Consider the following 23,948-nt stretch of genomic DNA (forward strand, 5'->3'; position numbering starts at 1 on the left):
CGTCAGGCCGCTTGCGCTGCGACGTCATCGGAGTGCGCGCGGCCGAACAGCAACTGGTCGCGGATGGACGAGATGTCCGTCCGCTTTTGAATCAGGTCAAAATACCACGGTCCGTCGGCGACGTCACCGTACAACACGGCGCCCGTCAGACGGTTGCCCGCGACGACGAGGCGTTTGTAGATGCCGCCGCGGCGATCGCGCAACACCAGGTCTTCGCTGCCCTCGCCGCCGACGATGTCGCCGGCCGAGTACAGGTCCACGCCCGTCACCTTCAGCTTCGTCGCGGTGGCCTGCTGCACGTAGCGGCGGTGGCCCGCGCCCGCGAGGTGGGCGGCGGCGACGCGCGCCTGGTCCCAGATCGGCGCGACGAGGCCGAACGTGGCGCGGCGGTGCTGCACGCATTCGCCGACGGCGTACACGCGCGGGTCGTAGGTCTGCAGCGTGTCGTCGACGACGATCGCGCGTTCGCAGTGCAGGCCGGCGGCTTTCGCCAGTTCGACGTTCGGGCGCACGCCGGCGGCCATCACGACGAGGTCGGCGTCGACGGTTTCGTCACCCTCGAAGCGTACCGAGCGCACGCGCTCCTCGCCCTCGATGGCGACGGTCTGGCGGTTCAGCAGGATGCGCAGGCCGCGCCGTTCCAGGCTCGCGCGCAGCAGCTCGGCGGCGGGCGGATCGAGCTGCTGGTTCATCAGGCTGCCCATCACGTGCACGACGGCGACTTCCATGCCCTGGCGCAGCAGGCCATTGGCCGCTTCCAGGCCGAGCAGGCCGCCACCGATGACGACGGCCTTCCCGCCCGCACGCGCGGCAGCGAGCATCGTGTCGACGTCGCTGATGTCGCGGAAGCCGATCACGCCCGGCAGCTGGTGACCCGGCACCGGCACGATGAACGGCTTCGAGCCCGTCGCGATCAGCAGGCGATCGTACGGCACGGCGAGGCCGGAGGCGGCGTGCACGACGCGCTTCTTGCGGTCGATGCGCACGACCGGATCGCCCGCGTGGAGGGTAATACCGTTGGCGTCGTACCACTCAGGCGTGTTGAGCATGATGTCGTCGACGGTCTTCTCACCCGCGAGCACGGGCGAGAGCAGGATGCGGTTGTAATTCCCGTGCGGCTCGGCGCCGAACACGGTGATGCGGTACATGTCAGGCGCGAGCTTCAGCAGCTCCTCGACCGTGCGCATGCCCGCCATGCCGTTGCCGATGACGACCAGCCGCGGATGCGCATGTCGGGCGTTCATTTACGCCCCCACCCAGACCTTGCCGTCTTCGACGCGCACCGGATAGCTCGTCACCGAGTGGTGCGGCGCTTCCAGGCATTCGCCGGTCTGCAGGTCGAAGTGCTGCTTGTAGATCGGCGACGCGACGACGATGCGCTCACCCAGGCTGCCGACGATGCCGCGCGACAGCACGGCGGCGTCCGAGTTCGGATCGTAGTTATCGATGGCGTACACGCGCGGCGACTCGGCGCCCACGCGGAACACGGCCACCTGGCGCCCGTTCAGCAGGGCGGCCACGCCGGTGTCGGGAACGATCTGGTCGAGCGAGCAGACTGCATTCCACTGATTCAGTTGAAGGTCACGGTGCATGGTGTTCTCCTTTTCCAGACGATGGGTTAAGCGGCAACGATCGGGATCGTGCGGCGGCGTTCTTCCGGCGTGGCCGGACGGATCTGGCCGCGCTCCGGCATGAACACGACGTTGTCGTCCGTGCTCTCGGTGTTGACGAAGCTGCGGAAACGCTGGCGCACGGCCGGGTCTTCGACGGCGTTCTTCCACTCGTCGGCATACGTGTCGACCACGCGCTGCATGTCGGCTTCCAGTTCGGCGGCGATGCCCAGCTTGTCGTCGATGACGACCTGCTTCAGGTAGTCCAGGCCACCTTCCAGGTTCTCGCGCCACGTGCTGGTGCGCTGCAGGCGGTCGGCGGTGCGCACGTAGAACATCAGGAAGCGGTCGACCAGTTTCACGACGGTCGCTTCGTCAAGGTCCGACGCGATCAGCTCGGCGTGACGGGGTTTCATGCCGCCGTTGCCGCACACGTACAGGTTCCAGCCCTTCTCGGTGGCGATCAGGCCCACGTCCTTGCCCTGCGCCTCGGCGCATTCGCGGGTGCAGCCGGAGACGCCGAACTTGATCTTGTGCGGTGCGCGCAGGCCCTTGTAGCGGTTTTCCAGCGCGATGGCGAAGCCGACGGAATCGCCCACGCCGTAGCGGCACCACGTCGAGCCGACGCACGATTTCACGGTGCGCAGCGACTTGCCGTAGGCGTGGCCGGACTCGAAGCCGGCGGCGATCAGCTCTTCCCAGATCGCCGGCAGCTGGTCCACGCGGGCGCCGAACAGGTCGACGCGCTGGCCGCCCGTGATCTTGGTGTACAGGCCATACTTCTTCGCGACCGCGCCCACGGCGATCAGGCCGTCCGGCGTCACTTCACCGCCCGGCATGCGCGGCACGACGGAGTAGGTGCCGTCCTTCTGGATGTTGCCGAGGAAGTAATCGTTCGAATCCTGCAGGCTGGCGTGCTGGGGCTTCAGCACGAAGTCGTTCCACGTCGACGCCAGGATGTTGGCGGCGACCGGCTTGCAGATGTCGCAGCCCAGGCCCTTGCCGTGCTTGTGCAGCAGCTCGCCGAAGCTCTTGATGCCGCTCACGCGGATCAGGTGGTGCAGTTCCTGGCGCGAGTACGCGAAGTGCTCGCACACGTGGTTGTTGACGGCCATGCCGGCCTTCGCCATCTCGGCCTTCATGATCTGCGTGACGAGCGGCACGCAGCCGCCGCACGACGTGCCGGCGTTGGTGCACGACTTGATCGCGGCGATGTCGCAGGCGCCACCCGCGACGGCGTCGGCGATGGTGCCCTTGCTGACGGCATTGCACGAGCRGACCTGCGCGGATGCCGGCAGCGCCTCGACGCCGAGCGCCGGGCGGGCACCGCCTTCGGCCTGCGGCAGGATCAGGAATTCCGGCGCTTCCGGCAGTTCCATATCGTTCAGCATCATCTGCAGCAGGCTGCCGTATTCGGCCGCGWCGCCGATCAGCACGGCGCCCAGCAGCTTCTTGCCGTCGTCGGAGACGACGATCTTCTTGTAAACCTGCTTGCGCTCGTCGGTGAATTGGAAGCTGCGCGCGCCCGGGGTGTTGCCGTGGGCGTCGCCGATCGACGCGACGTCCACGCCCATCAGCTTCAGCTTCGTGCTCATGTCGGCGCCGGCGAACGCGGCTTCCTGGCCGATCAGCGCGCGGGCGACGATGCGCGCCATTTCATAGCCCGGTGCCACGAGGCCGAACGTCTGGCCGCCCCACGCGGCGCATTCGCCGATCGCGTAGATGTGCGGGTCCGAGGCCAGGCAGGTGGCGTCGATGGCGACGCCGCCGCGCGGGCCCATTTCCAGGCCGCAGGCCTTGGCCAGTTCGTCGCGCGGGCGGATGCCGGCCGAGAACACGATCATGTCGGCTTCGAGGAAGCTGCCGTCCGCGAATTCCATGCGGTGCGTGGCCGACTCGCCGTCGACGATGCGCAGCGTGTTCTTCTGCGTGTGCACGTTGACGCCCAGTTCTTCGATCTTGGTGCGCAGCACGCGGCCGCCGAGGTCGTCGACCTGCACGGCCATCAGGCGCGGTGCGAATTCGACGACGTGCGTGTCGAGGCTCATGTCGCGCAGGGCCTTGGCGCATTCGAGACCCAGCAGGCCGCCGCCGACGACGACGCCGGACTTCGAACGGGCGCCGCATTCCGTCATCTTTTCCAGGTCTTCGATGGTGCGGTAGACAAAGATGTCGTTGCGCTCCTTGCCCGGAACCGGCGGCACGAACGGGTACGAACCCGTCGCGAACACCAGTTTGTCGTACGAGAGAACTGCGCCATCGGCCAGCGTGACGGTTTTCGCATCACGGTCGACCGCCACGGCCTTCGCGTTCAGCTTCAGGTCGACCTGGCCGGCGTGCTTCTCGAAGAAGCCCGGCGCGACCAGCGACAGCTGCTCGGCCGTCGTACCCGAGAAGTACGAGGACAGGTGCACGCGGTCGTATGCCGGACGCGGTTCCTCGCACAGCACGGTGACCTGGAAGTGCGCAGTCGCTGCGGCTTCCGCGAACAGGGTTTCGAGGAACTTGTGGCCCACCATGCCGTGGCCGATGACGATCAGTTTCATGTTACGACTCCTATGCTGCAGTACTTGTTTCAGGCGGCGGCCGGCGCCGGCGTTTCGGGAACGGTCAGGCTGAAGCGCACGCCGATGGCACAGATGGCCGAGACGAGGACGGCGCCGCCGAGGATCAGGAGGGTCTGGCGCACGTCGCCGGTACCCTTCATCAGGAAGCCCGCCAGCACTGCGCCGACGTTGCCGCCTGCGCCGACGATGCCGGCCACGCCGCCCAGTGCCTTGCGGCTCACGAACGGGACCAGGGCATAGGTCGAACCGCAGGCCATGTGGGTGCACAGGCCGAAGGCCAGCATCGCGACGATGGCCATGGTCACGTTGGTGGTCTGCGAGAACCACAGCAGGCCCAGGCCTTCGCCCACCATCAGGATGAACAGCAGGTTGACGCGGGAATTCAGGTCGCCGCGGGCGGCGGCCTTGTCCGAGATCCAGCCGCCCAGGGCGCGGGCGAACAGGGCCAGCAGGCCGAAGCTGCCGGCGGCCATGCCGGCCGCTTTCAGCGACAGGCCGAAGTGGTCGACGTAGTAGGTGGCGGCGACGTTGTGGATGAACAGTTCGATACCGAAGCAGGCGCCGTAGGTGATGAACAGCAGCCAGGCGCGGTAGTTGCGGCAGGCTTCGAAGAAGCTGGCCCAGCCACCCTTGTTGCCGCTTTCGAACGCCACGCCAGCGGCGCGCAGTTCGGTGAAGTTACCTTCCGGGCAATCTTGCGTGAATTTGTAGTAGACGACGGACATGATCAGCATCAGCACGCCCGGCACGACCAGGGCGACGCGCCAGCCCATCGTCTCGTTCACGCCCAGCATGATCACGGCGCCCATCAGCAGCGGCATCGTGGCTTGCGCGACGCCGCCACCGCTATTGCCCCAGCCGGCCGATGCCGCATTGGCGGTGCCGACGACCTTCGGGCCGAACATGACGGAGGTGTGATACTGGGTGATCACGAAGCTGGCGCCGACGGCGCCGATGCCGAGGCGGAACAGCAGGAAGCTTTCATAGCTCTGGGCCATGGCCACGCCCAGCACGGGGATCGCGCCCAGCGCCAGCAGGCCGGTGTAGGCCTTGCGGGGGCCGAAGCGGTCGCACAGCGGGCCGATGATCAGGCGCACGATGATCGTGATGGCGACGGCCGCGATGTTGATGTCCGCGATCTGGCTCATCGACAGATGGAACTCGCCCTTAATCACCGGCATCAGCGGTGCGCAGGCGAACCAGGCGAAGAAGCAGACAAAAAATGCCACCCAGGTCAGGTGGAACGCACGCATCTGCGGCGTGTCGAAGGAAAATAGCTTGATGCTGTTTGCTTTCCCGGCCATGTTCTTATTCCCTTAAAAACGAAAAGGCGCCCGCTGCGTACCACAAGCGCGACGAGAATCGCGAGAGCAGTGCAGCGGACGCCGTTGTCCTGTTTGCCAATCTCCTCCGTTGGAGTCGGCCCTTATATTGGGGATCGCCGTTGATCCCTACCCTAGTCTTTGCAAGACCCGTGCCAGATCGTTTTACGGGGGAGAAACGTATTTACCGCACCCCTTGCGCTTCATTGCAGTGCACCACGCACGGAATGACGCACGAAAATGAAGCACGCATACGGCGCGGGGCGCACCGGCTACGCACCAACCATGGCCTGGCGGCGGATGGGGAAGGAAGAGATATAGGTGTCTGGGACGCTGCCGTCCCAGACCTTGCCGTCCATGAGCACGGAACGGCGCATCAGCGAGGATGGGGCGGGCACGCCGGCCAGCACGGCCGCTTCGCGGTACAGGCCCACGCGGTTCACGCGCGCGGCGATGGCGGCGTAGTCGACGTCGTCGCGCAGCAGGCCCCAGCGCCGGTGCTGGGTCATGAACCACATGGCGTCCGACAGATACGGGAAGCTGGCCTCGCCCTCGTCGAAAAAGCGCACGGGGTCGGGGTCGAGCCAGCGCCGCCCCAGGCCATTCTCGTACTCGCCGTGCAGGCGCGCGGCGATGGCGTGGCGGTCGCCGTGCACGTAGGCCGGACTGGAGAGCACTTCGGCCGCCGCCTCGCGGTGCTCGGCCGACTCGTCGAGCCAGCGCCCCGCTTCCAGCACGGCCGCAATGAGCGAACGGCAGGCGTGCGGATTGGCGTCGACGAAAGCGGCCGTCGCCCCCAGCGCCTTGCCGGGATGGTCGGGCCAGATGTCCTGGCTCGTCGCCACGGTGAAGCCGCAGCCATCGAGTACCGTGCGGGTGCTCCACGGCTCGCCGGCGCAAAAGCCGTCCATGTGCCCGGCCGCCAGGTTCACGGCCATCTGGCTGGGCGGGACGGTGACCACCTGGGCGTCGCGCAGCGGATCGATGCCGCCGGCCGCCAGCCAGTAATAGAGGAACATCGCGTGGTTCCCGGTCGGGAAAGTGTGCGCGAACGTGTAGCGGCGCGTGCCCTTGCGCATGGCGGCGGCCAGCAGCGCGAGATTCGTCACGCCCTGGCGCGCCAGCGCGCGCGACAGCGTGATGGACTGGCCGTTGCGCGACAAATTCATCAGCACGGCCATGCGCGTGGCGGCGCCGCCGATGCCGTTCTCGACACCGTACAGCATCCCGTACAGCACGTGCGCCACGTCGATCTCGCCCTGCAGCAGGCGGTCGCGCATGCCCGACCACGAGTGCTGGCGCGTGAGCTCCAGCTTGATGCCGTATTTGTCGTCCAGTCCCAGCACGGACGCCATCACGAGCGAAGCGCAATCCGTCAGCGGCATGAAGCCGGCCTTGATCACGGCCTTTTCCGGCCGGTCCGAACCGGCCACGAAAGCGTGTGCCATTCGTATCCTTTTTATTAACCGAGTAAGTCCTCGACGTCGAGGATGCGCTGGGCGACTTCCGCCAGCCTGAGTTTCTTGTTCATCGCCATGCTGCGCAGCCGCTGGTAGGCCTCTTCCTCCGTCAGCTTGTTGCGCGCCATGAGCACGCCCTTGGCCCGTTCGATCAGCTTGCGGTCGGCCAGCTGGCGGCGCGTGTCGGACAACTCGTCCAGCAGCTTCTGTTCGCGCCGGAAGCGCTTCAGGGCCACGTCCAGCACGGGTTTCACGCGCTCCGCGTGCAGCCCGGCCACGATGTACGCGGACACGCCGGCCTCGATGGCCGCGTCCATGCTGGACGGCGTGCCGTCGTCGGTGAACAGGACGATGGGACGCGGCTCGTCGCGCGTGGCGATCACGATGTGTTCGAGGACGTCGCGCGCATCCGATTCGCTGTCGATGATGATCATGTCCGGCTGGATCTGGGCGATCCGCTCGGGCAGGAAGATATCGGCCGGGAGCGACGCGACGATGTCGTAGCCGGATTCCAGCAGGCCGATGCGCAGCGCCGTGTTGCGCCGCGCCTGGGCGGCGAGCACGGTTTCGTCCGTGACATCTCCAGGGACGGTGGTGACGACGACGATGCGCAGGGTGCGCTGGGCATTGGACGGCTGTTTCATGTCTTCAGAATATGCAATTTTCGGGCCAAAGTGTACCTCAGTCAAAAGATATTCATCAGAGCAATAACGAGGGTGTGGACAGATTAAGTTGTCGCGCATTAAATATTCACAAATCCAATGGGAAGCATCACAAACTAAAAGTTCATTTATGACGCGAGTCTTCTTATACTGCATCGCAACACGACAGCTTTATCGGAGATGACGATGAATACCGCAACGATCACCCAGGCGCACGACAAGGCTCTGCGCCACCACCTCGCCGATGCGTTCGGCAAGCTCCGCGATTTTGCGATCGAACTGTACACGGCGCACGGCGGCTGGTTCGTGCATGACGCCGCCCAGCCGGCCAGCGGCGCCCTCGCCCGCAACAAGCAGAGCCTCACCCACATGATGATCATGGGCACCGGCTGCAAGAACCACGCACCGGCCCGGGCTGTTGACGTGCTGCGCGCAAAGAACTGAATAACCGAACAAACCAAATCAAAGGAAAAACAATCATGACTCCTATCGAATACGTCACCGTCGCCATCTCGGCCGTCGCCATCGTCGCCCGCATCGTGATCTTCGTGCGTAACCCGTCCGTCACCGCACCCAGCGAACCGTGGCTGGCCCAGGCGCCGACCGAACTGTGGATGGGCGAATACGCCCGACCGAAGACGGCCGCGTAAAACAACCTTTGTTGTAAAAATCGTCTCCACACGCCCGGCATTGGCCGGGCGTTGTTTTTGTACTTACGCACGCGCGCCACTCTTCAAGGCGAACCCGACCAGCATCATTGACGGCTGAGCTAGAATGTTTTTTTGCAATTTCTCACCAAGAAAGCATTCTTGTTCTTCATTTATCGATCCGACTGATGATGCGACCCTCTGCCCTTACCGTTCTCGCCGCGCTGCTGGCGCTACCCGCCGCCGCCTCGACACAAGTGACCCTCGACCAGGCCATGGCCAACCCCGACTGGATCGGCACCCCCGTGGAAGCGGCGTGGTGGAACTGGGATGGCAAACAGGTGTTCTATCAGCAGAAGCGCACCGGCTCGCCGCTGCGCGACACGTGGAGCGTGAACCCGGCCAGGGCCGGCCACGCGACGCAGGTGAGCGACGCCGACCTCGCGCAGCTCGACAGTCCGGAAACGGTGTACAACCGCACCCGCGCCCGCGCCGTCGTCGTGCGCAACGGCGATCTGTTCGAGCGCGACCTGAAGACCGGCACCCTCGTGCAGATCACGCGCGGCACCGGAACGCCGGTCCAGGCCGTGCAGTATTCGGCCGACGAGCGCAGCGTGCAGTTCCGCATCGGCGACGACTGGTTCGCCTGGGACCGCAGCACGCGGGTACAGGGCCCCGTCGCCCTGCTGCGCGCGGCGAAGGATCCGAACGCGCCGGAGCCCGACGCCCTGCGTGACATGCAGCTGCGCCTGTCCACGATCCTGAAGCGCCAGAAGGACGAGCGCGACGCCACCCGCGCCCAGGCGGAAGCACTGCGCCACGCCGACCCGACCCGCGCCCCGGCCCCGATCTACCTGGGCGACAAGCTCGCCATCGTGAGCAGCGCGCTGTCGCCGGACGGCCGCTGGCTGCTCGTCGTCACGGGTCCCAAGGATGCGGACAAGGGCCGCGTCGGCAAGATGCCGCGCTACGTGACCGAAAGCGGCTACGAGGAGTTCTCGGACGAGCGCACGCGCGTGGGCCGCAACACGCCGCGCGGCCACGGCCTCAAGCTCGTCAACCTCGCCACGCGCGACGTAAAGGACATCGCGCTGGACACCCTGCCCGGCATCGCGGTCGACCCGCTGGCGCAACTGCGCGCGGAGCGCAAGCTCGATCCGCTGAAAGGCAACCGCCACGTGATGATCGGCTTCCAGGGCGAGGCGATCACGTGGAGCCAGGATGGCGCCAACGCGGCCGTCATGTTCCGCGCGGTCGACAACAAGGACCGCTGGATCGCCACCGTCGACCTGTCGCACGCGGCCTTGACGCCCGTGCACCGCCTGACGGACGCGGCCTGGATCAACTACGACAACAATGAATTCGGCTGGCTGCCGGACAACACGACGCTGTGGTACCTGTCCGAGGAAACCGGTTATTCGCACCTGTACGTGCGCGACGGCGCGGGCCGCACGCGCGCGCTCACGCAGGGACAATGGGAAGCGTCGGACGTGGCCTGGTCCGCGGACGGCCGCAAGGCCTGGGTGCTGTGTAACCGCAAGACGCCGGGCACGTACGAAGTCTGCGCCGTGGCCGCGCAGGACGGCGCCACGCGCGAAGTCAGCAGCCTGGCCGGCGTGGATGATTTCCGCCTGTCGCCGGACCAGAAGAAGCTCCTCGTGCATTATTCCGGCCCCTACCTGCCGGCGCAGATCGCCACCCTGCCGTCGGCCGGCGGCGAGGCGGTGAAGCTGACCGACACGCGCACGCCGGAATTCAGGGCGCACGAGTGGATCCAGCCGCAGTTCGTGACGGTGCCGTCGACGCACGGCGGCGCGCCGGTCTGGGCCAAGCTGTACCGCCCGGCGCAGCTGGAGCCGGGGAAAAAATATCCGGTCGTGATGTTCGTGCACGGCGCCGGCTATCTGCAGAACRTCACGCAGCGCTACACGCCCTACTATCGCGAGCAGATGTTCCACAACCTGCTGGTGCAGAATGGCTACGTCGTCCTCGACATGGACTACCGCGCGTCGAAAGGCTATGGCGTCAAGTGGCGCACGGCGATCTACCGCCAGATGGGCCATCCGGAACTGGATGACTACCTGGACGGCGTGAACTGGATGGTCGCCAACCAGCAGGGCGATCCGGCGCACGTCGGCATCTACGGCGGCAGCTACGGCGGCTTCATGACCCTGATGGGCATGCTGCGCGCGCCCGAGGTGTTCCAGTCCGGCGCGGCGCTGCGCCCGGTGACCGACTGGACCTCCTACAACCACGAGTACACGGCCAATATCCTGAACACGCCGGACCTCGATCCGGACGCCTATAAAACCTCGTCGCCGATCGAGTATGCGCAGAACCTGAAGGGCCATCTGCTGATCGCGCACGGCATGGTGGACGACAACGTGTTCTTCCAGGACTCCGTGCGCATGGCCCAGCGCCTGATCGAGCTGAAGAAGGACCACTGGGAGCTGGCGCCGTATCCGCTGGAGCGGCATTCGTTCGTGCAGCCGGAGAGCTGGTATGACGAGTATCGGCGCATTTATCAGCTGTTCGAACGCACGTTGAAATAACGACGCGTGCGGTCTGCGAATGTCCGCGTGGGCACGTTCGCATCTCAGGCCAGCGGCCTGAGATGCCCCACCCTACACAATCGGATCAGCTGTAGGGTGGGCATTTGAGGCCGGGGGCCTCAAATGAAACGTGCCCACGCGTGACGTTTGCGATACGTTGGCGTTACGCACCCACCGTTCGCGTCATCGGGTTTTCGCACCGCTTTCGTACCACGCCCCCAACTGCGCCCTCTCCTCATCGGTCATATTGGTCATGTTCGCCAGCGGCATCGCCTTCAGCTGCACGGCCTGCTGGTAGATGCGCGGCGCGTTGCGGACGATGCCTTGGGCGTCGTCCAGCATCACGCCGGCCGGCGCGCTGGCAAAGCCCGGCTGCGTCGGGTGCGGCGCGTGGCATGACACGCAGCGCACCCGGATAATCGTCTCCACCCGCGAAAAGTCGACCACACCCGCGCCCGCGGCCGGGCGCGGCGGCGCCAGCGCCACCGCGAGCCCCAGCAGCAGCGCCACCCCGACCGCCGGATAGATCCACTCCACGCGTCCCTTGTGGCGCAGGTTGAAGAAATGGCGGATGAACACGCCGGCCGCCATGATCACGGCCAGCACGGCCCAGGCATGCGGGTGGCGGTAGGTCATCGCGAAGTGGTTGCTGATCATGATGAACAGCACCGGCAACGTGAAGTAGTTGTTGTGGACGCTGCGCTGCTTGCCGCGGATGCCGTAGACCGGGTCCGGCTTGCCGCCCGCGCGCATCGCCTCGACCATCCTGCGCTGGCCGGGGATGATCACCATGGCCACGTTCGCGACCATGATCGTGCCGATCATCGCACCCACGTGGATATACGCCGCGCGGCCGCCGAGGACGTGCGTGAGCCCCCACGCCGCGCCCACCAGCAGCGCGAAGACCACAACGCCGAACGCCAGGTCGTGCCGGCCCAGCTTTGATCCGCACAGCAGGTCGTACACGACCCACCCCGCGACGAGGCTGCCGAGTCCGACGCCGACGGCCTGCCACCCCGACAGGTCGGCCACGCTGCGGTCGACCATCATGGCCTGCGCGTTCAGCCAGTACACGATGACCAGCAGCGCGAAGCCCGACAGCCACGTCGAATGCGCTTCCCACTTGAACCAGTGCAGCTCCGCGGGCAGCTCGGCAGGTGCCACCAGGTATTTCTGCGGATTGTAGAAGCCGCCGCCGTGCACGGCCCACAGCTCGCCCGCCACGCCCTTCCGCGCGAGGTCGGAGCCGGGCGCCGGCGGGCGCAGCGAATTGTCCAGCCAGACGAAATAGAACGACGCGCCGATCCAGGCGATGCCGGTGATGACGTGCAGCCAGCGCACCAGCATGTTCATCCAGTCGAGTGCATACGGGACCAGGTATCCAAAGGCTTCCATTCAAGCTCCTACAAGCGTGACAGACAGGGAACACCAACCCCGCTGTTTATCCGACATGAAAAATATCGTATATTGAAAATCAGCAAACATATATAACGAGACGCCCATGTCCGCCCTTCCCCTGCACCTCGACCTGCACCTGATCCGCATCCTGTACCTGCTCCTGGTCGAAAAGAACGTCTCGCGCGTCGCCCTGAAGCTGAACCAGCCGCAGCCGTCGATTTCGGCCTCGCTGCGCAAGCTGCGCGAGCTGACGGGCGACCCGCTGCTCGTGCGCGGCGCGCGTGGCATGGTGCCGACGCAGCACGGCGAAAGCCTGCTCAAGCCGGCCAAGCGCATCCTCGACGAAACGGAGAGCCTGTTCGTGCGCAAGACGCCGTTCGTGCCGGAGCAGGCCGACCGCACGTTCCACATCGCCGCGCCCGACTATCTCGACACGCAATTCCTGCCGGGCGTCGTCGCGGCTATCCGGCGCGGGGCACCGAACAGCCGGGTGACGATCCACCACCAGGGGCCGGGCACGGACTACTTGCGCATGCTGTCGGACGGCGAGATGGACCTCGTGATCGCCAACTGGGACGAACCGCCGTCGCACCTGCACATCTCCAAGCTGTTCGAAGACCCGATCATCTGCACGATGCGCGCCGACAGCGCCTATGCCAGGCGCACGGCGTCCGACGCGATGACGGTCGAGGACTACCTGACCTTGCCCCACATCGCGCCGACCGCGATGCTGCCCGGCTACCACGGCGTGATCGACGCCTTCCTCGAACGCCAGGGCTTGCACCGCAAGGTGGCCGTGGAATCGCCCTATTTCGGCCTGATCCCGTACATGCTCACGCAGACGGACCTCGTGCTGACGACGGGCCGCCAGTTCATCCGCTTCTACGAAAAGACGCTGCCGCTGAAAAACTTCACGGTGCCGATCAAGTTCCCGCCGATGCGTTTCTATCAACTGTGGCACCAGCGCGTGCACCAGTCGCCCGAGCACAAATGGCTGCGCGACCAGGTGACGGCGGCGGCCAAGGTCGTCGTCAACCGGTAGGGTGGGCGGCCCTCCGCCCACGCGTGACGCCAACGGACCGCTTACGTCACGCGTGGGCACGGGGTGCCCACCCTACCTGGCCTGCATCGCCTTCTGCATCTGCGCCGTCATCTGCTGGAACTGCGCGGTCAGTTTCTGGCATGCATCCTTCTTCGCTTCGCACAGCACTTTCATTTCGAGGAAGGTGCCCTTGTCGTTCTTGCGGACCAGGCGTCGGACGACGGCCGGATAGGCCTCGTGGCCCTCCGGCACGAACGACCACACGGCGATCTCGGGTTGCGGCACCGTGACGACGGTCCAGCCGTCCGGATGGGTGACCTTGGCGCCGGGCAGCTTGGGTACGGCCTCGCGCGCGTCGGCGACACGGGTATAGCCGAGCGAACGCGCTTCACGCCTGGCTTGTGCCTGCGGGGTGAACTGGGCGTAGGCGCTGCCGGCCAGGGCGAAGGCGATCAGGGAAATGGCGAATCGTTTCATGGGTTTGTATCTGATTGACATGGCTACATCGTGACATGACCAGATCATCCCGGCAACACGATTTGCACCGCCCCGCCGGCGCCGATCCGTGCAAGAATGGCATGCGGCAAAAAATGTATGCGGCGCATGAACCTTGGGGCGGCCAGAAGGTATTCACCGCAAAACAGCGGAGAACGCATGCGTGGATAGGAAGATCGAAGCACAGGCGGCGGCCGGAACGGCCGAGGGCGACGCCATCCTGGTCGGCCGTGTGGCGGCCGGGGACCGGCACGCCTTCGAGATGCTGTACCGCGCGTATTTCCCGCGCCTGGCGCGCTTCCTGCAACGGATGACGCGCAGCGTGCCACTGATCGAGGAGATCGTCAATGACACGCTGCTGGTCGTCTGGCAGAAGGCCGCCACGTTCGACGGCAGCTGCAAGGTGTCGACCTGGGTGTTCGCGATCGCCTACCGCAAGGCCTGCAAGGCGTTGCACGCCCTCGACGAGCCGATCGAAGCCTCGGCCGACGAGTGCGTGGGCGACGATGCCGGCCGGCCCGACTGGCGCCTCGAGCAGCAGCGCCTCGCGCAGGCCGTCGACGCCGCCGTCGCCACCTTGCCGCTGGCGCAGCGGGCCGCGTTCCAGCTGACCTTCTATCACGATATGGGCTACGCAGAAATCGCAGAAATCATGGAATGTCCCGTCAACACCGTCAAGACGCGCCTGTTTCACGCGCGCCGCCGCCTGGCAACGCTGCTGGAAGACCAGCTGGAGGTCCGGCCATGAACCCCTACGTCGATTCGGCCGCCGACGACACGCGCCACCGCGAGGCCCAGGACGCCCTGCCCTGGCTCGCCAACGGCACCCTGGGCGGCACCGAACTGGAACGCGTGCAGACCCACGTGGAAACCTGCGCACTGTGCCGCGCCGACCTCGCGGTGTTGCGCACGGTGCATGCGGTCGGGCCGGGGACTGACCTCGACTGGGATCCGGAGCGCGCACTCGGACGCCTGCTGCCGCACCTCGACGCGCCGCTGCCGGCGCAGGATGCTCCTGAAGTGCAGACAGTACAGACAGTACAGACAGTGCAGGCCGTGCCCGCGCAGCCGGCACCCAGCCTGCTGCAACGCTGGCGCACGCGCCTGGCCGCCAACGACGGCACCTGGCTGCGCGCCGCCGTGGCCCTGCAGTTCTGCGCGATCGCCGTGCTGGCGGTACTGCTCGCGCGCCTGTCCACCCAGCCGGACACGGCAAACGACTACCACGTACTCGGCGCGGCCGGCGCGAACGGCGCGGCGCGCGTCGTGGTGACCTTCCAGCCCGACACGCCGGAACGCGAACTGCGCCGCATCGTGCGCGCCAGCGGCGCCCACATCGTCGGCGGTCCCACCGTCACGGATGCCTGGCTGGTCGGCGCGGACGGCCGGCTCGCGCCCGTGCTGGCGCGGCTGCGCGCGGAGCCGGCCGTGACGCTGGCCGAGCCGCTCAGTGCGGACGAACGACCGTGAACACACTGCTCATCCGTCTCCTCGCTCTGTTTACGGCGTGTTGCGCGCTCGCGCTGCCGCCCGCGCACGCGGAAGGCTCGACGCCGCAGGACGCGCGCACGACGGCGGCGCCGGCCGCACGCCAGGTACTCGTCATGCTGCGCATGCCGTCGCCGCACTTCCGTCCCGACGGCACGTATGGCGGCGGCTACACGGACGACGGCACCCGCGCCGCGCGGCGGCGCGTCGCGCGCGACCTTGCCGCCACCTACGGCCTGCGCGTCGTCGACGACTGGCCGATGCCCGCCATCGGCATCGACTGCTTCGTGATGGAAGATGCGAAGGCCGGCAGCGGCGGGCCGCTCGACCGGCTGCTGGCCGCGCTGGCGCACGATCCGCGCGTCGCCTGGGCCCAGCCCATCCAGGAATACCACGGCCTGGCCGACGCCGATCCGTTGTTGCCCGTGCAGCCGGCCACGCGCGTCTGGCAACTGGCCACGCTGCACCGCGCCAGCACGGGACGCGGCGTGACGGTGGCCGTCATCGACAGCGGCGTCGACGCGGACCACCCCGACCTCGCGGGCCAGGTCAAGCTGCGCCGCAACTTCGTCGACACGGTGCCGGACGCCGCGGAGGCCCACGGGACGGCCGTCGCCGGCATCATCGCCGCGCACGAAGGCAACGGCCTGGGCATCGCGGGCATCGCGCCGGACGCCCAATTGCTGGCCCTGCGCGCCTGCTGGGAGCCGGCCGGGTCGACCGCGCGCTGCAATACCTTCACGCTCGGCAAGGCGATCAATTTCGCGCTGATGAACGATGCGCGCATCATCAACATGAGCCTGGGCGGACCGCAGGACCGGCTGCTGCAGGCCCTGCTCGACGCGGCCCTCGCGCGCGGCGTGACGCTCGTCGGGGCAGCCGATCCCGCGCTGCCCGACGGCGGCTTTCCCGCCTCGCACCCGGGCGTGATCGCGGTCGCGTCCGACACGCAGCGCGTGGCGCCGCCCGGATCGCTGCGCGCGCCGGGTACGGACGTGCCCACGTCGCTGCCGGGCGCACGCTGGGGCATGGTGTCGGGCTCGTCGTATGCGGCGGCCCACGTGGCCGGGCTGGCCGCGCTGGTGCTCGAACTGCGTCCCGGCACGGCGCCGGCCCGGCTGCGGGCCGATCTCGACGGTGGCGCGCGCATCCTCCCTGCCGCGTTAGCGTCGGCGTCCGGACAAGCTGGTAGCATAGACGCCTGCGCGGCCATTGCACGTGCCGCGGGAGCCTGCGTTTGCCCATGTCCGCCATCCACCGCCACGACCGCCAGCCTTCCTTCCCCGCGCCCGCGTTGACGGGCGCGCGCGCATTCCGCCTCGCCACCCTCGCCGCCCTCGTGCTCGCGCGTGCGGCGTGGGCGCAGACCAGTGCCGACATCACCCTCGTGTCCGAATACTCGGTGCGCGGCGTCTCGCTCGGCCCCCAACCCGCGCTGCAGCTGCGCGTCGACCATGACGCCGAGGGCGGCTGGTATACCGGCGCCTTCGCCTCGCCCGTCACCTTGTACGGCCACCGGCAGGGCCAGCTGATCGTCTACGGCGGGCGGGCGCTGCCGTTGACGTCGGGCCTGTCCTGGGATGCCGGCATCAGCCGCACGGCGTTCCTGCGCAACCGCCATGACGACTACTTCGAGTTCTACGCCGGCCTGGCGCTGGAGCGCGCCAGCGCGCGCCTGTCGTATGCACCGACCTATTACAACGCGGGCCGCACGGCCTACCTCGACCTGAACGGCAGCATCCCGCTGGGCGGCACCCCGCTGAACGACGGGGTGAGCCTCGCGTTGCACGCCGGCGTGCTGCGCACGTTCGGCCACTATTACCGGGAGTCACGTGACCGCGCCGATCTGCGCGCCACACTCGCGTTCGACACAGGCGACTGGCGCCTGCAGGCCGGCTGGCAGACGCTCGTGAATGCGTCCGACACCGAGATACCGCGCGCCCGCGCCCTCGTCGCCAGCATCAGCCGCCGCTTCTAAAAATTCGGGGTCAGAGCACATTTCCTCGACAATTCGGGGTCAGAGCACTTTTTGGTGCAGGATCTCTAAAGCAAGGAAGCCCAAATAGCTGATGCCGTCCCATCACGCGCCTATCGATGTCTTGGGTTTGCGTCGAGGACTCGTGTCCGCCGAGACATTGATCAGAAATGTGCTCTGACCCCGAATTTATGCTCTGACCCCGAATTTCCTGACCCCGAATTTCAAAAAAAACGCGCTCCGATTGAACCTTGCACGCAGACGGGGGCATACACGGCTCCTATCTCGCGCACTCCAAAAGGAGCCATCATGAACCTGCAATCGCAAGCGGCCGTTCGCATGCTCAAGGCCGGACTGTCCAGTATCGTCCTCGGCGCCTTCCTGGCGTCGTGCGGCGGCGGTGACGACGACCATCCGATGGGGAACGGCGGCATGACCAGCACCTTTGCCACCAAGACCCTCGTCGCGGACCAGGGCACGGATGCGGCGAACCTCGACACGCATCTCGTCAACGCCTGGGGCATCGCGTTCAACCCGACCGCCTTCGTCTGGGTCGCCAACAACGGCACCTCGACGTCGACCCTTTACGACGGCAATGGCGTGCCGCAATCGCTCGTCGTCGCGATTCCGTCCGGCACGGCCGGCGCGGCCGCCCCGACCGGCATCGTGTACAACGGCAGTACCGACTTCAAGGTCACGCAGAACGGCGTCACCGGCGCCAGCCCCTTCATCTTCGTGGGCGAGGCGGGCACCGTGTCGGGCTGGTCGCCCACCGTCAACCGCAACAATGCCGTGATCGCCGTCGACATGGGCGGCAACGCCGTCTACAAGGGCCTCGCGATCGGCGCATATAACGGCGCCAATTACCTGTACGCAGCCGACTTCCACAACAACCGCGTCGACGTCTACGACGCCAACTGGCAGAAGGCAACCCTGCCCGGCACCTTCACCGATCCGAACTTGCCGACTGGCTATGCCCCATTCGGCATCCAGACCATCGGCGACCGCATCTACGTGGCCTATGCCCAGCGCGAGACCGGCGGCAACGATGAGGTCAAGGGGGCGGGCCTCGGCATCGTCGATGCGTACGACACGGCCGGGAACATGGTCAAGCGGCTGGTCACCGGCGGTAATCTGAACGCACCGTGGGGCCTGGCGATGGCACCGTCCAACTTCGGCGACTTCAGCAACGCCCTGCTCGTGGGTAACTTTGGCGACGGCAAGATCAACGCCTACAACCCGACCACGGGCGCCTTCATCGGCACGCTGCAGAAGGCCGACCACACGCCCATCGTCATCGACGGCCTGTGGGGCATCGCGTTCGGCAACGGCGTCAACAACCAGCCGACGAACACCCTGTTCTACACGGCCGGGCCGGGCGACGAAGCACACGGCGCCTATGGACGCATCGACATGCAATAAAGGCGTTCAGGACAGGAACGAGGCGAACATCGACACGGTCGCCGCCGCCATCACGCCGGTGCACAGCCAGCCCAGTGCACGCAGGCGCGGCGCGATCGTGAGTTCGCCCATGATGCGCGGACTCGATGCGACGAGCATCATGATCGCCATCACGGGCACGGCGATGACGCCGTTCAGCACGGCGCTCCAGTACAAGGCCTTGATGGGGTCGAGCGGCATGAAGTTGATGCCGACGCCGGCCAGCGTGGCGACGATGATGATCGCGTAGAACTTGCGGGCCGCCGGGAACTCGGCGCCCAGGCTGCTCTTCCAGTGGAACGTGCCGGCCATCGCGTATGCGGCGGAACCGGCCAGCACGGGGATCGCGAGCAGGCCCGTGCCGACGATGCCCAGCGCGAACAGGATGAACGCGAGCTCGCCGGCAACGGGCCTGAGCGCCGATGCCGCCTGCGCCGACGATTGCAGGTCATGCACGCCCTGCGCGTGCAGGGTGGCGGCCGTCGTCAGCATGATGAAAAAGGCGACGGCGTTCGACACGGCCATGCCGACCAGCGTGTCGAACCGGATGCGGCTGAACTGCACCTCGACCTGCTCGGGCGCGCGGCGCAGCGGCTGCGCGTCGTCGTCCGCGCGCAGCTCCTCGACTTCCTGCGCGGCCTGCCAGAAGAACAGGTAGGGGCTGATCGTCGTGCCGAACACGGCGACGATCGTCGTCAGGTAGTCCTTGTGCCACGCCATGTGCGGCCATACGGTGGACTTCAGCACCGTGCCCCACGGCACATGGATGACGAACACGGTGGCTACGTAGGCGAGCAGCACGAGCGTGAGCCATTTCAGCAGGTTCACGTAGCGCTGGTACGGGATGAACACTTGCAGCAGCACGGACAGCACGCCGAAGCCGACGGCATACCACAACGGGCGTCCGGGCACGACGAGGGCCATCGCATCGCCCATCGCCGCCACGTCGGCCGCGATGTTGATGATGTTCGCGACGAGCAGCAGGCCGACGATGACCCACACCACCAGGCGCGGCGCAAAGCGCTGCAGGTTGGTGGCAAGGCCGCGTCCCGTCACGCGGCCGATGTGGGCGCTGATGACCTGGATGGCGGCCATCAGCGGATACGTCAGCAGCAGGGTCCACAGCAGGTTGAACCCGAACTGGGCGCCGGCCTGCGAATAGGTGGCGATGCCGCTCGGGTCGTCGTCGGCGGCGCCGGTGATCAGGCCCGGACCCAGCTTGGCCAGCCAGGTCGAGGCTTCCGGCGACGGCGGCGCTGTCGATCCGTCGGCATCCTTCGTGTCCTCGGCTTTCATGAGGACCATCATGCACGCATGAGCGCCGGCGATATGTACGCGTGCGCACACTGTGCCGAGGCCGTTGCGCCGACCGATCGCATTCGTGGGCGACAGGGCTCGGCCGAGACAATTTACGCATTTTTCCTCATGGCAACATGCTATGCTGGCAATGGTCCCTTATACGACGAGGAATATGAAGTACATATCGGTTTTGTTACTGCTGATTGCGGATGTCGCTCATGCGGCAGGCGCTCCACACCCAAAAGATGCCGCGGCCTATGCCGCCTGCTCGGAGGCGACGGCGACGTCGCGCGAAGCAAAACGGCTCGAGGACCTTGCAGGAAGAGATGCAGTCATCGAGCTCGTGACCAAGAAGTGCGGATACCGGCCAGTCGTGAAACGCGGCGATGGAGGGCTGGAGCTCTCGGATGAAGATTGCAAAGATCTTTTCGATTGGCATAAGGACGGGCTTTGCAAGGTTGAAGACACCGTCGCGCTGGATTTGCAGACCAGAGAGATGGACCCGCGAGTTTTTAATCGGGAAAAATTTTCGGATTACTGTACGCGCCATCGGACAGCCGGAGCGCTCAATAACTACGAAGCATTCAAGAAGAAGGTCTGTGTGGTTCCGGGAGCCGGGAAATAATCAATCCCTGACAACCTCCGACACTTTTTTGGGTGGCGATCATGCGTTGATTTGACGCGGGCGCCAATTGCATCATGGCGCCCGCGTCAAAGAGTGCGATTATTCCTGTTTATCGCCTCTCCGCCGCGATCCACTTCTCCACCTGCGCCTGCAGGATAGTCAACGGCAAGGTACCGTCGCCCAGCACTACCTCGTGGAAGCGCGCGTAGCTGAACTTCGGCCCCAGTTCGCGCTGCGCCCGCGCGCGCAGGTCGAGGATCTTCAGCGCGCCCACCTTGTACGCCAGCGCCTGCCCCGGCCACACCATGTAGCGCTCGACCTGGTTCGTTGCGCGCGCCTCGCTGTAGCCGAGGTTGTCCATCATGTACGCGACCGCCTTCTCGCGCGACCAGCCCTGGGCATGCATGCCGGTGTCGACGACGAGGCGCACGGCGCGCAGCAATTCGTCGTTCAGGTGGCCGTAGTATGCGGCCGGGTCGTCGTACAGGCCGAATTCGCGGCCCAGCGTCTCGCAGTACAGCGCCCAGCCCTCCGTGTACGCGGCGGCGCTCGGATGCTCCGTGAAAAACTTGCGGAAGTCCGGCAGCGGCAATTCCTTCAGCAGCGCCGCGTGCAGGTGGTGGCCCGGCACGCCCTCGTGCAGGAACAGGCTCGTCATGCCGACCGTGCTGTAATCCTTCGGGTCGTTGACGACGGCCCAGAACACGCCCGGATGCGAACCGTCGGCGGCGACGGGCGTGTAGTGGTCGGACGCCGTGGCGCGGGTCAGTTCCGGCTCCAGCTGGATGTCCAGCTTTGCCTTCGGCAGCAGGCTGAAATACTGCGGCAGCTTCGCCTCCACCGTGCCATAGATCGCGCGGTAGCGGTCCAGCACCTCGCGGTCGCTCGTGAACGGCTTGAAGCGCGGCTGGGCGGCGACCCATTGCGGGAACGTCTTGAACTGGCCGTCATAACCCAGCTTGGGCGCCAGGGTGGCCATCTGCTGCTGGATGCGCACCACTTCCTTCTCGCCCAATGCATGGATTTCCGCAGGCGCCAGGTCGAGGTTCGTGTTGTTGCGGATGCGCGCCTGGTACCACGCGGCGCCATCCGGCAGCGCGCCATAGCCGGCCGTCTCCCGGCCGGCAGGCAGGTAATCCTTCTCGAGGTAGGTGTTCAGGCGCGCGAGCGCGGCGTCGATCTGTTGCGCGGCCTGGCGATAACCGGCCGTCAGGCTCGTGCGATCCTGGTCGGAGAAGCCGGCCGGCAGGTTCCTGATGGGCGTATAGAAGATGCCTGCTTCCGGATTGCCCGCCGCCAGCTGGCGGAACTGCGGCAGCATCTTCGCGGTGATCGCCTTCGGCTGCACGACACCCTTTTTAACGCCCTCCTTCATGTTGGCGATGGCCTGGTCTATCCACGCCGGCAGCTGTTCCAGCCGGGCGAGATAGGCGCGGTACTGCGCGGGCGTCGCCAGCGGCTGCGAACCCGTGCCGCTCGCGTAATTGGCGAGCGTGCTCGGGATATTGTCGAAGTGGTTCAGCGGCAGCAGGTGCTCGGGGAAGCGTTCGAGGTCCAGCTGGCTGCGGATCTCGAATTCGAGGATGGCGTAGTTCAGCCGCGCCTTGTCGGACAGGCGCGCGCCGGCGAGCCGGTGCAACTCGTCCAGCAACTTGTGGTTCGCGGCGAAGTAACGGGCGCGTACCCTGGGCGAGATGGCCATGCCGATCTGGTCGTCGTAGCGGCTGTCGCCGTTGGCGGTGGCGTACAGCAGCGGGTCGAAGCGGGCGCGCGTATCGTAGAAGCGGGCGGCCAGGCGGTCGAGCTGGCGTTCGGCGGCGGAGGCGGATGGCGTGGGGGTTGCCGGGGGTGTGGCGGCCTGGGCGGACAGGATAGGTGCGCCGGCCGCCAACAGGGCCGCGAGGATGGCGGCGTTCAACGTGGAATTCATGGGTCTCCTTTGTGAGGTTGTTGCCCAAAAGGATACTACGAGTTGCCGGATCGACCATATCCCCATTTTGGCGCATTGCATGCACCTATACGGTGCTTCTGCACACTTGCGGGGCAATGCATGGCATATGTTCACTGGTAGTGCACGCTTTCACCAAATTGGAACGTTTATTGCTAAGAAGAAGTGCTTATCTGACCAACTTGCACTTTTTTGGAGTAGTAACGCATGGATGCATTCAAAAGCGGAGCCGACGCGCTCTTCATTCTGCTCGGCGGGATCATGATCCTGGCGATGCACGCCGGTTTCGCCTTTCTCGAATTGGGCACGGTCCGCCGCAAGAACCAGGTCAACGCCCTGGTCAAGATCCTGATCGACTTCGCGGTGTCGACGATTGCCTATTTCTTCGTCGGCTATGGCATCGCCTACGGCATCCACTTCCTGGGCGCCACCGACACGCTCGTCGCGAAGAACGGCTACGAGCTGGTGAAATTCTTCTTCCTGCTGACGTTCGCCGCCGCGATCCCCGCCATCATTTCGGGCGGCATCGCCGAGCGCGCCAAATTCCACCCGCAGATGGCCGCCACCGCCCTGCTCGTGGGCCTCGTCTACCCGTTGTTCGAAGGCATCGCCTGGAATAACCGTTTCGGTGTGCAGGACTGGCTCGCATCCGCCTTCGGCACGCCGTTCCACGACTTCGCCGGCTCCGTCGTCGTGCACGCCGTGGGCGGCTGGGCCGCGCTGCCGGCCGTCCTGCTGCTGGGCGCGCGCCGCGGCCGCTACACCAGGGATGGCCGCATCTCGGCGCATCCGCCGTCGAACATTCCGTTCCTCGCGCTGGGCGCCTGGATCCTGACGGTCGGCTGGTTCGGCTTCAACGTGATGAGCGCCCAGACGCTGGACAAGATGAACGGCCTCGTCGCCGTGAACTCCCTGATGGCCCTCGTGGGCGGCACGCTGACCGCGTTCGTGATGGGCAGGAACGACCCCGGCTTCGTCTACAACGGCCCGCTGGCCGGCCTCGTCGCCGTGTGCGCCGGCTCGGACCTGATGCATCCGCTCGGCGCCCTCGTCACGGGTGCAGTGGCCGGTGCCATCTTCGTCGTGATGTTCACGCTGGCGCAGAACCGCTGGAAGATCGACGACGTGCTGGGCGTGTGGCCCCTGCACGGCCTGTGCGGCGCCTGGGGCGGCATCGCGGCCGGCATCTTTGGCGACAAGGCGCTGGGTGGCCTGGGCGGCATCTCGCTCGCGTCGCAGCTGATCGGCACCCTGCTGGGCATCGCCATCGCCGGTATCGGCGGCGTCCTCGTCTACGGCCTGCTGAAGGCCACCGTCGGGCTGCGCCTGGACGCCGAGCAGGAATACGACGGCGCCGATCTGGCCATCCACCGGATCAGCGCCACGCCGGAACGCGAAACGACGTTCCAGTAATTACA

The 23,948-nt window shown here is 66.3% G+C and carries 21 protein-coding genes; 11 read left to right on the plus strand and 10 right to left on the minus strand.

The genetic code is table 11. The annotated features are described in order from the left end of the window. Positions 1-2 precede the first annotated feature (2 nt). The 6 genes from AC1DYX_RS02100 to AC1DYX_RS02125 form a co-directional block, all read right to left on the minus strand. A complete protein-coding gene (locus AC1DYX_RS02100) occupies positions 3-1,244 on the minus strand; it encodes an NAD(P)/FAD-dependent oxidoreductase (protein ID WP_477255805.1) in 1,242 nt (413 codons plus the stop codon). After that, positions 1,245-1,592 carry a nitrite reductase small subunit NirD gene (gene nirD / locus AC1DYX_RS02105; protein WP_477255807.1) on the minus strand — a complete coding sequence of 116 codons (348 nt, stop codon included), beginning with the start codon at positions 1,590-1,592 and terminating at the stop codon, positions 1,245-1,247. Positions 1,593-1,618: 26 nt separating this feature from the next. Next, positions 1,619-4,156 (minus strand): nitrite reductase large subunit NirB, encoded by a 2,538-nt coding sequence (gene nirB, locus AC1DYX_RS02110; RefSeq protein ID WP_477255809.1) that lies wholly within the window; start codon positions 4,154-4,156, stop codon positions 1,619-1,621. 29 nt (positions 4,157-4,185) lie between these two features. Next, positions 4,186-5,481, minus strand: coding sequence for an MFS transporter (locus tag AC1DYX_RS02115; RefSeq protein ID WP_477255811.1), 1,296 nt, complete (start codon positions 5,479-5,481; stop codon positions 4,186-4,188). Between the two features lie 290 nt (positions 5,482-5,771). Then, positions 5,772-6,947: a CmpA/NrtA family ABC transporter substrate-binding protein gene (locus AC1DYX_RS02120; protein WP_477255813.1), complete on the minus strand. Its 1,176-nt coding sequence runs from the start codon at positions 6,945-6,947 to the stop codon at positions 5,772-5,774. Between the two features lie 14 nt (positions 6,948-6,961). Next, positions 6,962-7,603: an ANTAR domain-containing response regulator gene (locus AC1DYX_RS02125; protein WP_477255815.1), complete on the minus strand. Its 642-nt coding sequence runs from the start codon at positions 7,601-7,603 to the stop codon at positions 6,962-6,964. Positions 7,604-7,807: 204 nt separating this feature from the next. Between AC1DYX_RS02125 and AC1DYX_RS02130 the strand changes: the two genes are divergently transcribed. From AC1DYX_RS02130 to AC1DYX_RS02140, 3 genes are all read left to right on the plus strand, one after another. Beyond that, entirely contained in the window at positions 7,808-8,065 is a 258-nt protein-coding gene (locus tag AC1DYX_RS02130) for a hypothetical protein (protein WP_477255817.1), read from the plus strand. 35 nt (positions 8,066-8,100) lie between these two features. Continuing rightward, positions 8,101-8,271 (plus strand): hypothetical protein, encoded by a 171-nt coding sequence (locus AC1DYX_RS02135; RefSeq protein WP_477255819.1) that lies wholly within the window; start codon positions 8,101-8,103, stop codon positions 8,269-8,271. A 188-nt stretch (positions 8,272-8,459) separates the two neighbouring features. Continuing rightward, positions 8,460-10,820, plus strand: a complete 2,361-nt coding sequence (locus AC1DYX_RS02140) for a S9 family peptidase (protein ID WP_477255859.1) — start codon at positions 8,460-8,462, stop codon at positions 10,818-10,820. A 183-nt stretch (positions 10,821-11,003) separates the two neighbouring features. On the opposite strand, the gene AC1DYX_RS02145 is transcribed toward AC1DYX_RS02140, so the two are convergent. Then, positions 11,004-12,215, minus strand: a complete 1,212-nt coding sequence (locus AC1DYX_RS02145) for a urate hydroxylase PuuD (protein WP_477255821.1) — start codon at positions 12,213-12,215, stop codon at positions 11,004-11,006. Positions 12,216-12,321: 106 nt separating this feature from the next. Between AC1DYX_RS02145 and AC1DYX_RS02150 the strand changes: the two genes are divergently transcribed. Further along, positions 12,322-13,260 carry a LysR substrate-binding domain-containing protein gene (locus AC1DYX_RS02150; RefSeq protein ID WP_477255823.1) on the plus strand — a complete coding sequence of 313 codons (939 nt, stop codon included), beginning with the start codon at positions 12,322-12,324 and terminating at the stop codon, positions 13,258-13,260. A 72-nt stretch (positions 13,261-13,332) separates the two neighbouring features. On the opposite strand, the gene AC1DYX_RS02155 is transcribed toward AC1DYX_RS02150, so the two are convergent. Continuing rightward, the gene (locus AC1DYX_RS02155; RefSeq protein ID WP_477255825.1) at positions 13,333-13,737 is read right to left on the minus strand and encodes a hypothetical protein; all 405 of its coding nucleotides are present in this window, start codon (positions 13,735-13,737) and stop codon (positions 13,333-13,335) included. Between the two features lie 181 nt (positions 13,738-13,918). Here AC1DYX_RS02155 and AC1DYX_RS02160 point away from each other — a divergent pair, with 181 nt between their 5' ends. The 5 genes from AC1DYX_RS02160 (at position 13,919) to AC1DYX_RS02180 (ending at position 18,640) form a co-directional block, all read left to right on the plus strand. Beyond that, complete coding sequence (locus AC1DYX_RS02160) at positions 13,919-14,503, plus strand: RNA polymerase sigma factor (protein ID WP_477255827.1); 585 nt, start codon at positions 13,919-13,921, stop codon at positions 14,501-14,503. Next, a complete protein-coding gene (locus AC1DYX_RS02165; RefSeq protein WP_477255829.1) occupies positions 14,500-15,225 on the plus strand; it encodes a zf-HC2 domain-containing protein in 726 nt (241 codons plus the stop codon). The genes AC1DYX_RS02160 and AC1DYX_RS02165 overlap by 4 nt, the downstream gene beginning before the upstream one ends. Further along, entirely contained in the window at positions 15,222-16,541 is a 1,320-nt protein-coding gene (locus tag AC1DYX_RS02170; protein ID WP_477255831.1) for a S8 family peptidase, read from the plus strand. Before AC1DYX_RS02165 ends, AC1DYX_RS02170 begins: the two co-directional genes overlap by 4 nt. Further along, positions 16,487-17,221: a TorF family putative porin gene (locus AC1DYX_RS02175; protein ID WP_477255833.1), complete on the plus strand. Its 735-nt coding sequence runs from the start codon at positions 16,487-16,489 to the stop codon at positions 17,219-17,221. The genes AC1DYX_RS02170 and AC1DYX_RS02175 overlap by 55 nt, the downstream gene beginning before the upstream one ends. A 306-nt stretch (positions 17,222-17,527) precedes the next feature. After that, a complete protein-coding gene (locus AC1DYX_RS02180; RefSeq protein WP_477255835.1) occupies positions 17,528-18,640 on the plus strand; it encodes a TIGR03118 family protein in 1,113 nt (370 codons plus the stop codon). A 6-nt stretch (positions 18,641-18,646) separates the two neighbouring features. Here AC1DYX_RS02180 and AC1DYX_RS02185 read toward each other — a convergent pair whose 3' ends face one another. Next, complete coding sequence (locus AC1DYX_RS02185) at positions 18,647-19,954, minus strand: NRAMP family divalent metal transporter (RefSeq protein ID WP_477255837.1); 1,308 nt, start codon at positions 19,952-19,954, stop codon at positions 18,647-18,649. 175 nt (positions 19,955-20,129) lie between these two features. Here AC1DYX_RS02185 and AC1DYX_RS02190 point away from each other — a divergent pair, with 175 nt between their 5' ends. Continuing rightward, on the plus strand, positions 20,130-20,582 hold the full coding sequence (locus AC1DYX_RS02190; protein WP_477255839.1) for a hypothetical protein: 453 nt from the start codon (positions 20,130-20,132) through the stop codon (positions 20,580-20,582). Positions 20,583-20,691: 109 nt separating this feature from the next. On the opposite strand, the gene AC1DYX_RS02195 is transcribed toward AC1DYX_RS02190, so the two are convergent. Then, positions 20,692-22,512 (minus strand): DUF885 domain-containing protein, encoded by a 1,821-nt coding sequence (locus tag AC1DYX_RS02195; protein WP_477255841.1) that lies wholly within the window; start codon positions 22,510-22,512, stop codon positions 20,692-20,694. A gap of 225 nt (positions 22,513-22,737) precedes the next feature. Between AC1DYX_RS02195 and AC1DYX_RS02200 the strand changes: the two genes are divergently transcribed. Further along, positions 22,738-23,943, plus strand: coding sequence for an ammonium transporter (locus tag AC1DYX_RS02200; RefSeq protein WP_477255843.1), 1,206 nt, complete (start codon positions 22,738-22,740; stop codon positions 23,941-23,943). Positions 23,944-23,948 lie beyond the last annotated feature (5 nt).

Source organism: Massilia sp. P2_C2, from assembly GCF_056404615.1.

Excerpts from the sequence above, each read along its gene's own strand:
- AC1DYX_RS02135 (WP_477255819.1), top strand. The coding sequence starts at position 8,101 with ATGACTCCTATCGAATACGTCACCGTCGCCATCTCGGCCGTCGCCATC.
- AC1DYX_RS02195 (WP_477255841.1), bottom strand. The coding sequence starts at position 22,512 with ATGAATTCCACGTTGAACGCCGCCATCCTCGCGGCCCTGTTGGCGGCC.
- AC1DYX_RS02155 (WP_477255825.1), bottom strand. The coding sequence starts at position 13,737 with ATGAAACGATTCGCCATTTCCCTGATCGCCTTCGCCCTGGCCGGCAGC.
- AC1DYX_RS02100 (WP_477255805.1), bottom strand. The coding sequence starts at position 1,244 with ATGAACGCCCGACATGCGCATCCGCGGCTGGTCGTCATCGGCAACGGC.
- AC1DYX_RS02185 (WP_477255837.1), bottom strand. The coding sequence starts at position 19,954 with ATGAAAGCCGAGGACACGAAGGATGCCGACGGATCGACAGCGCCGCCG.
- nirD (WP_477255807.1), bottom strand. The coding sequence starts at position 1,592 with ATGCACCGTGACCTTCAACTGAATCAGTGGAATGCAGTCTGCTCGCTC.
- AC1DYX_RS02115 (WP_477255811.1), bottom strand. The coding sequence starts at position 5,481 with ATGGCCGGGAAAGCAAACAGCATCAAGCTATTTTCCTTCGACACGCCG.
- AC1DYX_RS02190 (WP_477255839.1), top strand. The coding sequence starts at position 20,130 with ATGAAGTACATATCGGTTTTGTTACTGCTGATTGCGGATGTCGCTCAT.
- AC1DYX_RS02120 (WP_477255813.1), bottom strand. The coding sequence starts at position 6,947 with ATGGCACACGCTTTCGTGGCCGGTTCGGACCGGCCGGAAAAGGCCGTG.
- AC1DYX_RS02130 (WP_477255817.1), top strand. The coding sequence starts at position 7,808 with ATGAATACCGCAACGATCACCCAGGCGCACGACAAGGCTCTGCGCCAC.
- AC1DYX_RS02125 (WP_477255815.1), bottom strand. The coding sequence starts at position 7,603 with ATGAAACAGCCGTCCAATGCCCAGCGCACCCTGCGCATCGTCGTCGTC.
- AC1DYX_RS02180 (WP_477255835.1), top strand. The coding sequence starts at position 17,528 with ATGAACCTGCAATCGCAAGCGGCCGTTCGCATGCTCAAGGCCGGACTG.
- AC1DYX_RS02175 (WP_477255833.1), top strand. The coding sequence starts at position 16,487 with ATGTCCGCCATCCACCGCCACGACCGCCAGCCTTCCTTCCCCGCGCCC.
- AC1DYX_RS02150 (WP_477255823.1), top strand. The coding sequence starts at position 12,322 with ATGTCCGCCCTTCCCCTGCACCTCGACCTGCACCTGATCCGCATCCTG.
- AC1DYX_RS02200 (WP_477255843.1), top strand. The coding sequence starts at position 22,738 with ATGGATGCATTCAAAAGCGGAGCCGACGCGCTCTTCATTCTGCTCGGC.
- AC1DYX_RS02165 (WP_477255829.1), top strand. The coding sequence starts at position 14,500 with ATGAACCCCTACGTCGATTCGGCCGCCGACGACACGCGCCACCGCGAG.
- AC1DYX_RS02145 (WP_477255821.1), bottom strand. The coding sequence starts at position 12,215 with ATGGAAGCCTTTGGATACCTGGTCCCGTATGCACTCGACTGGATGAAC.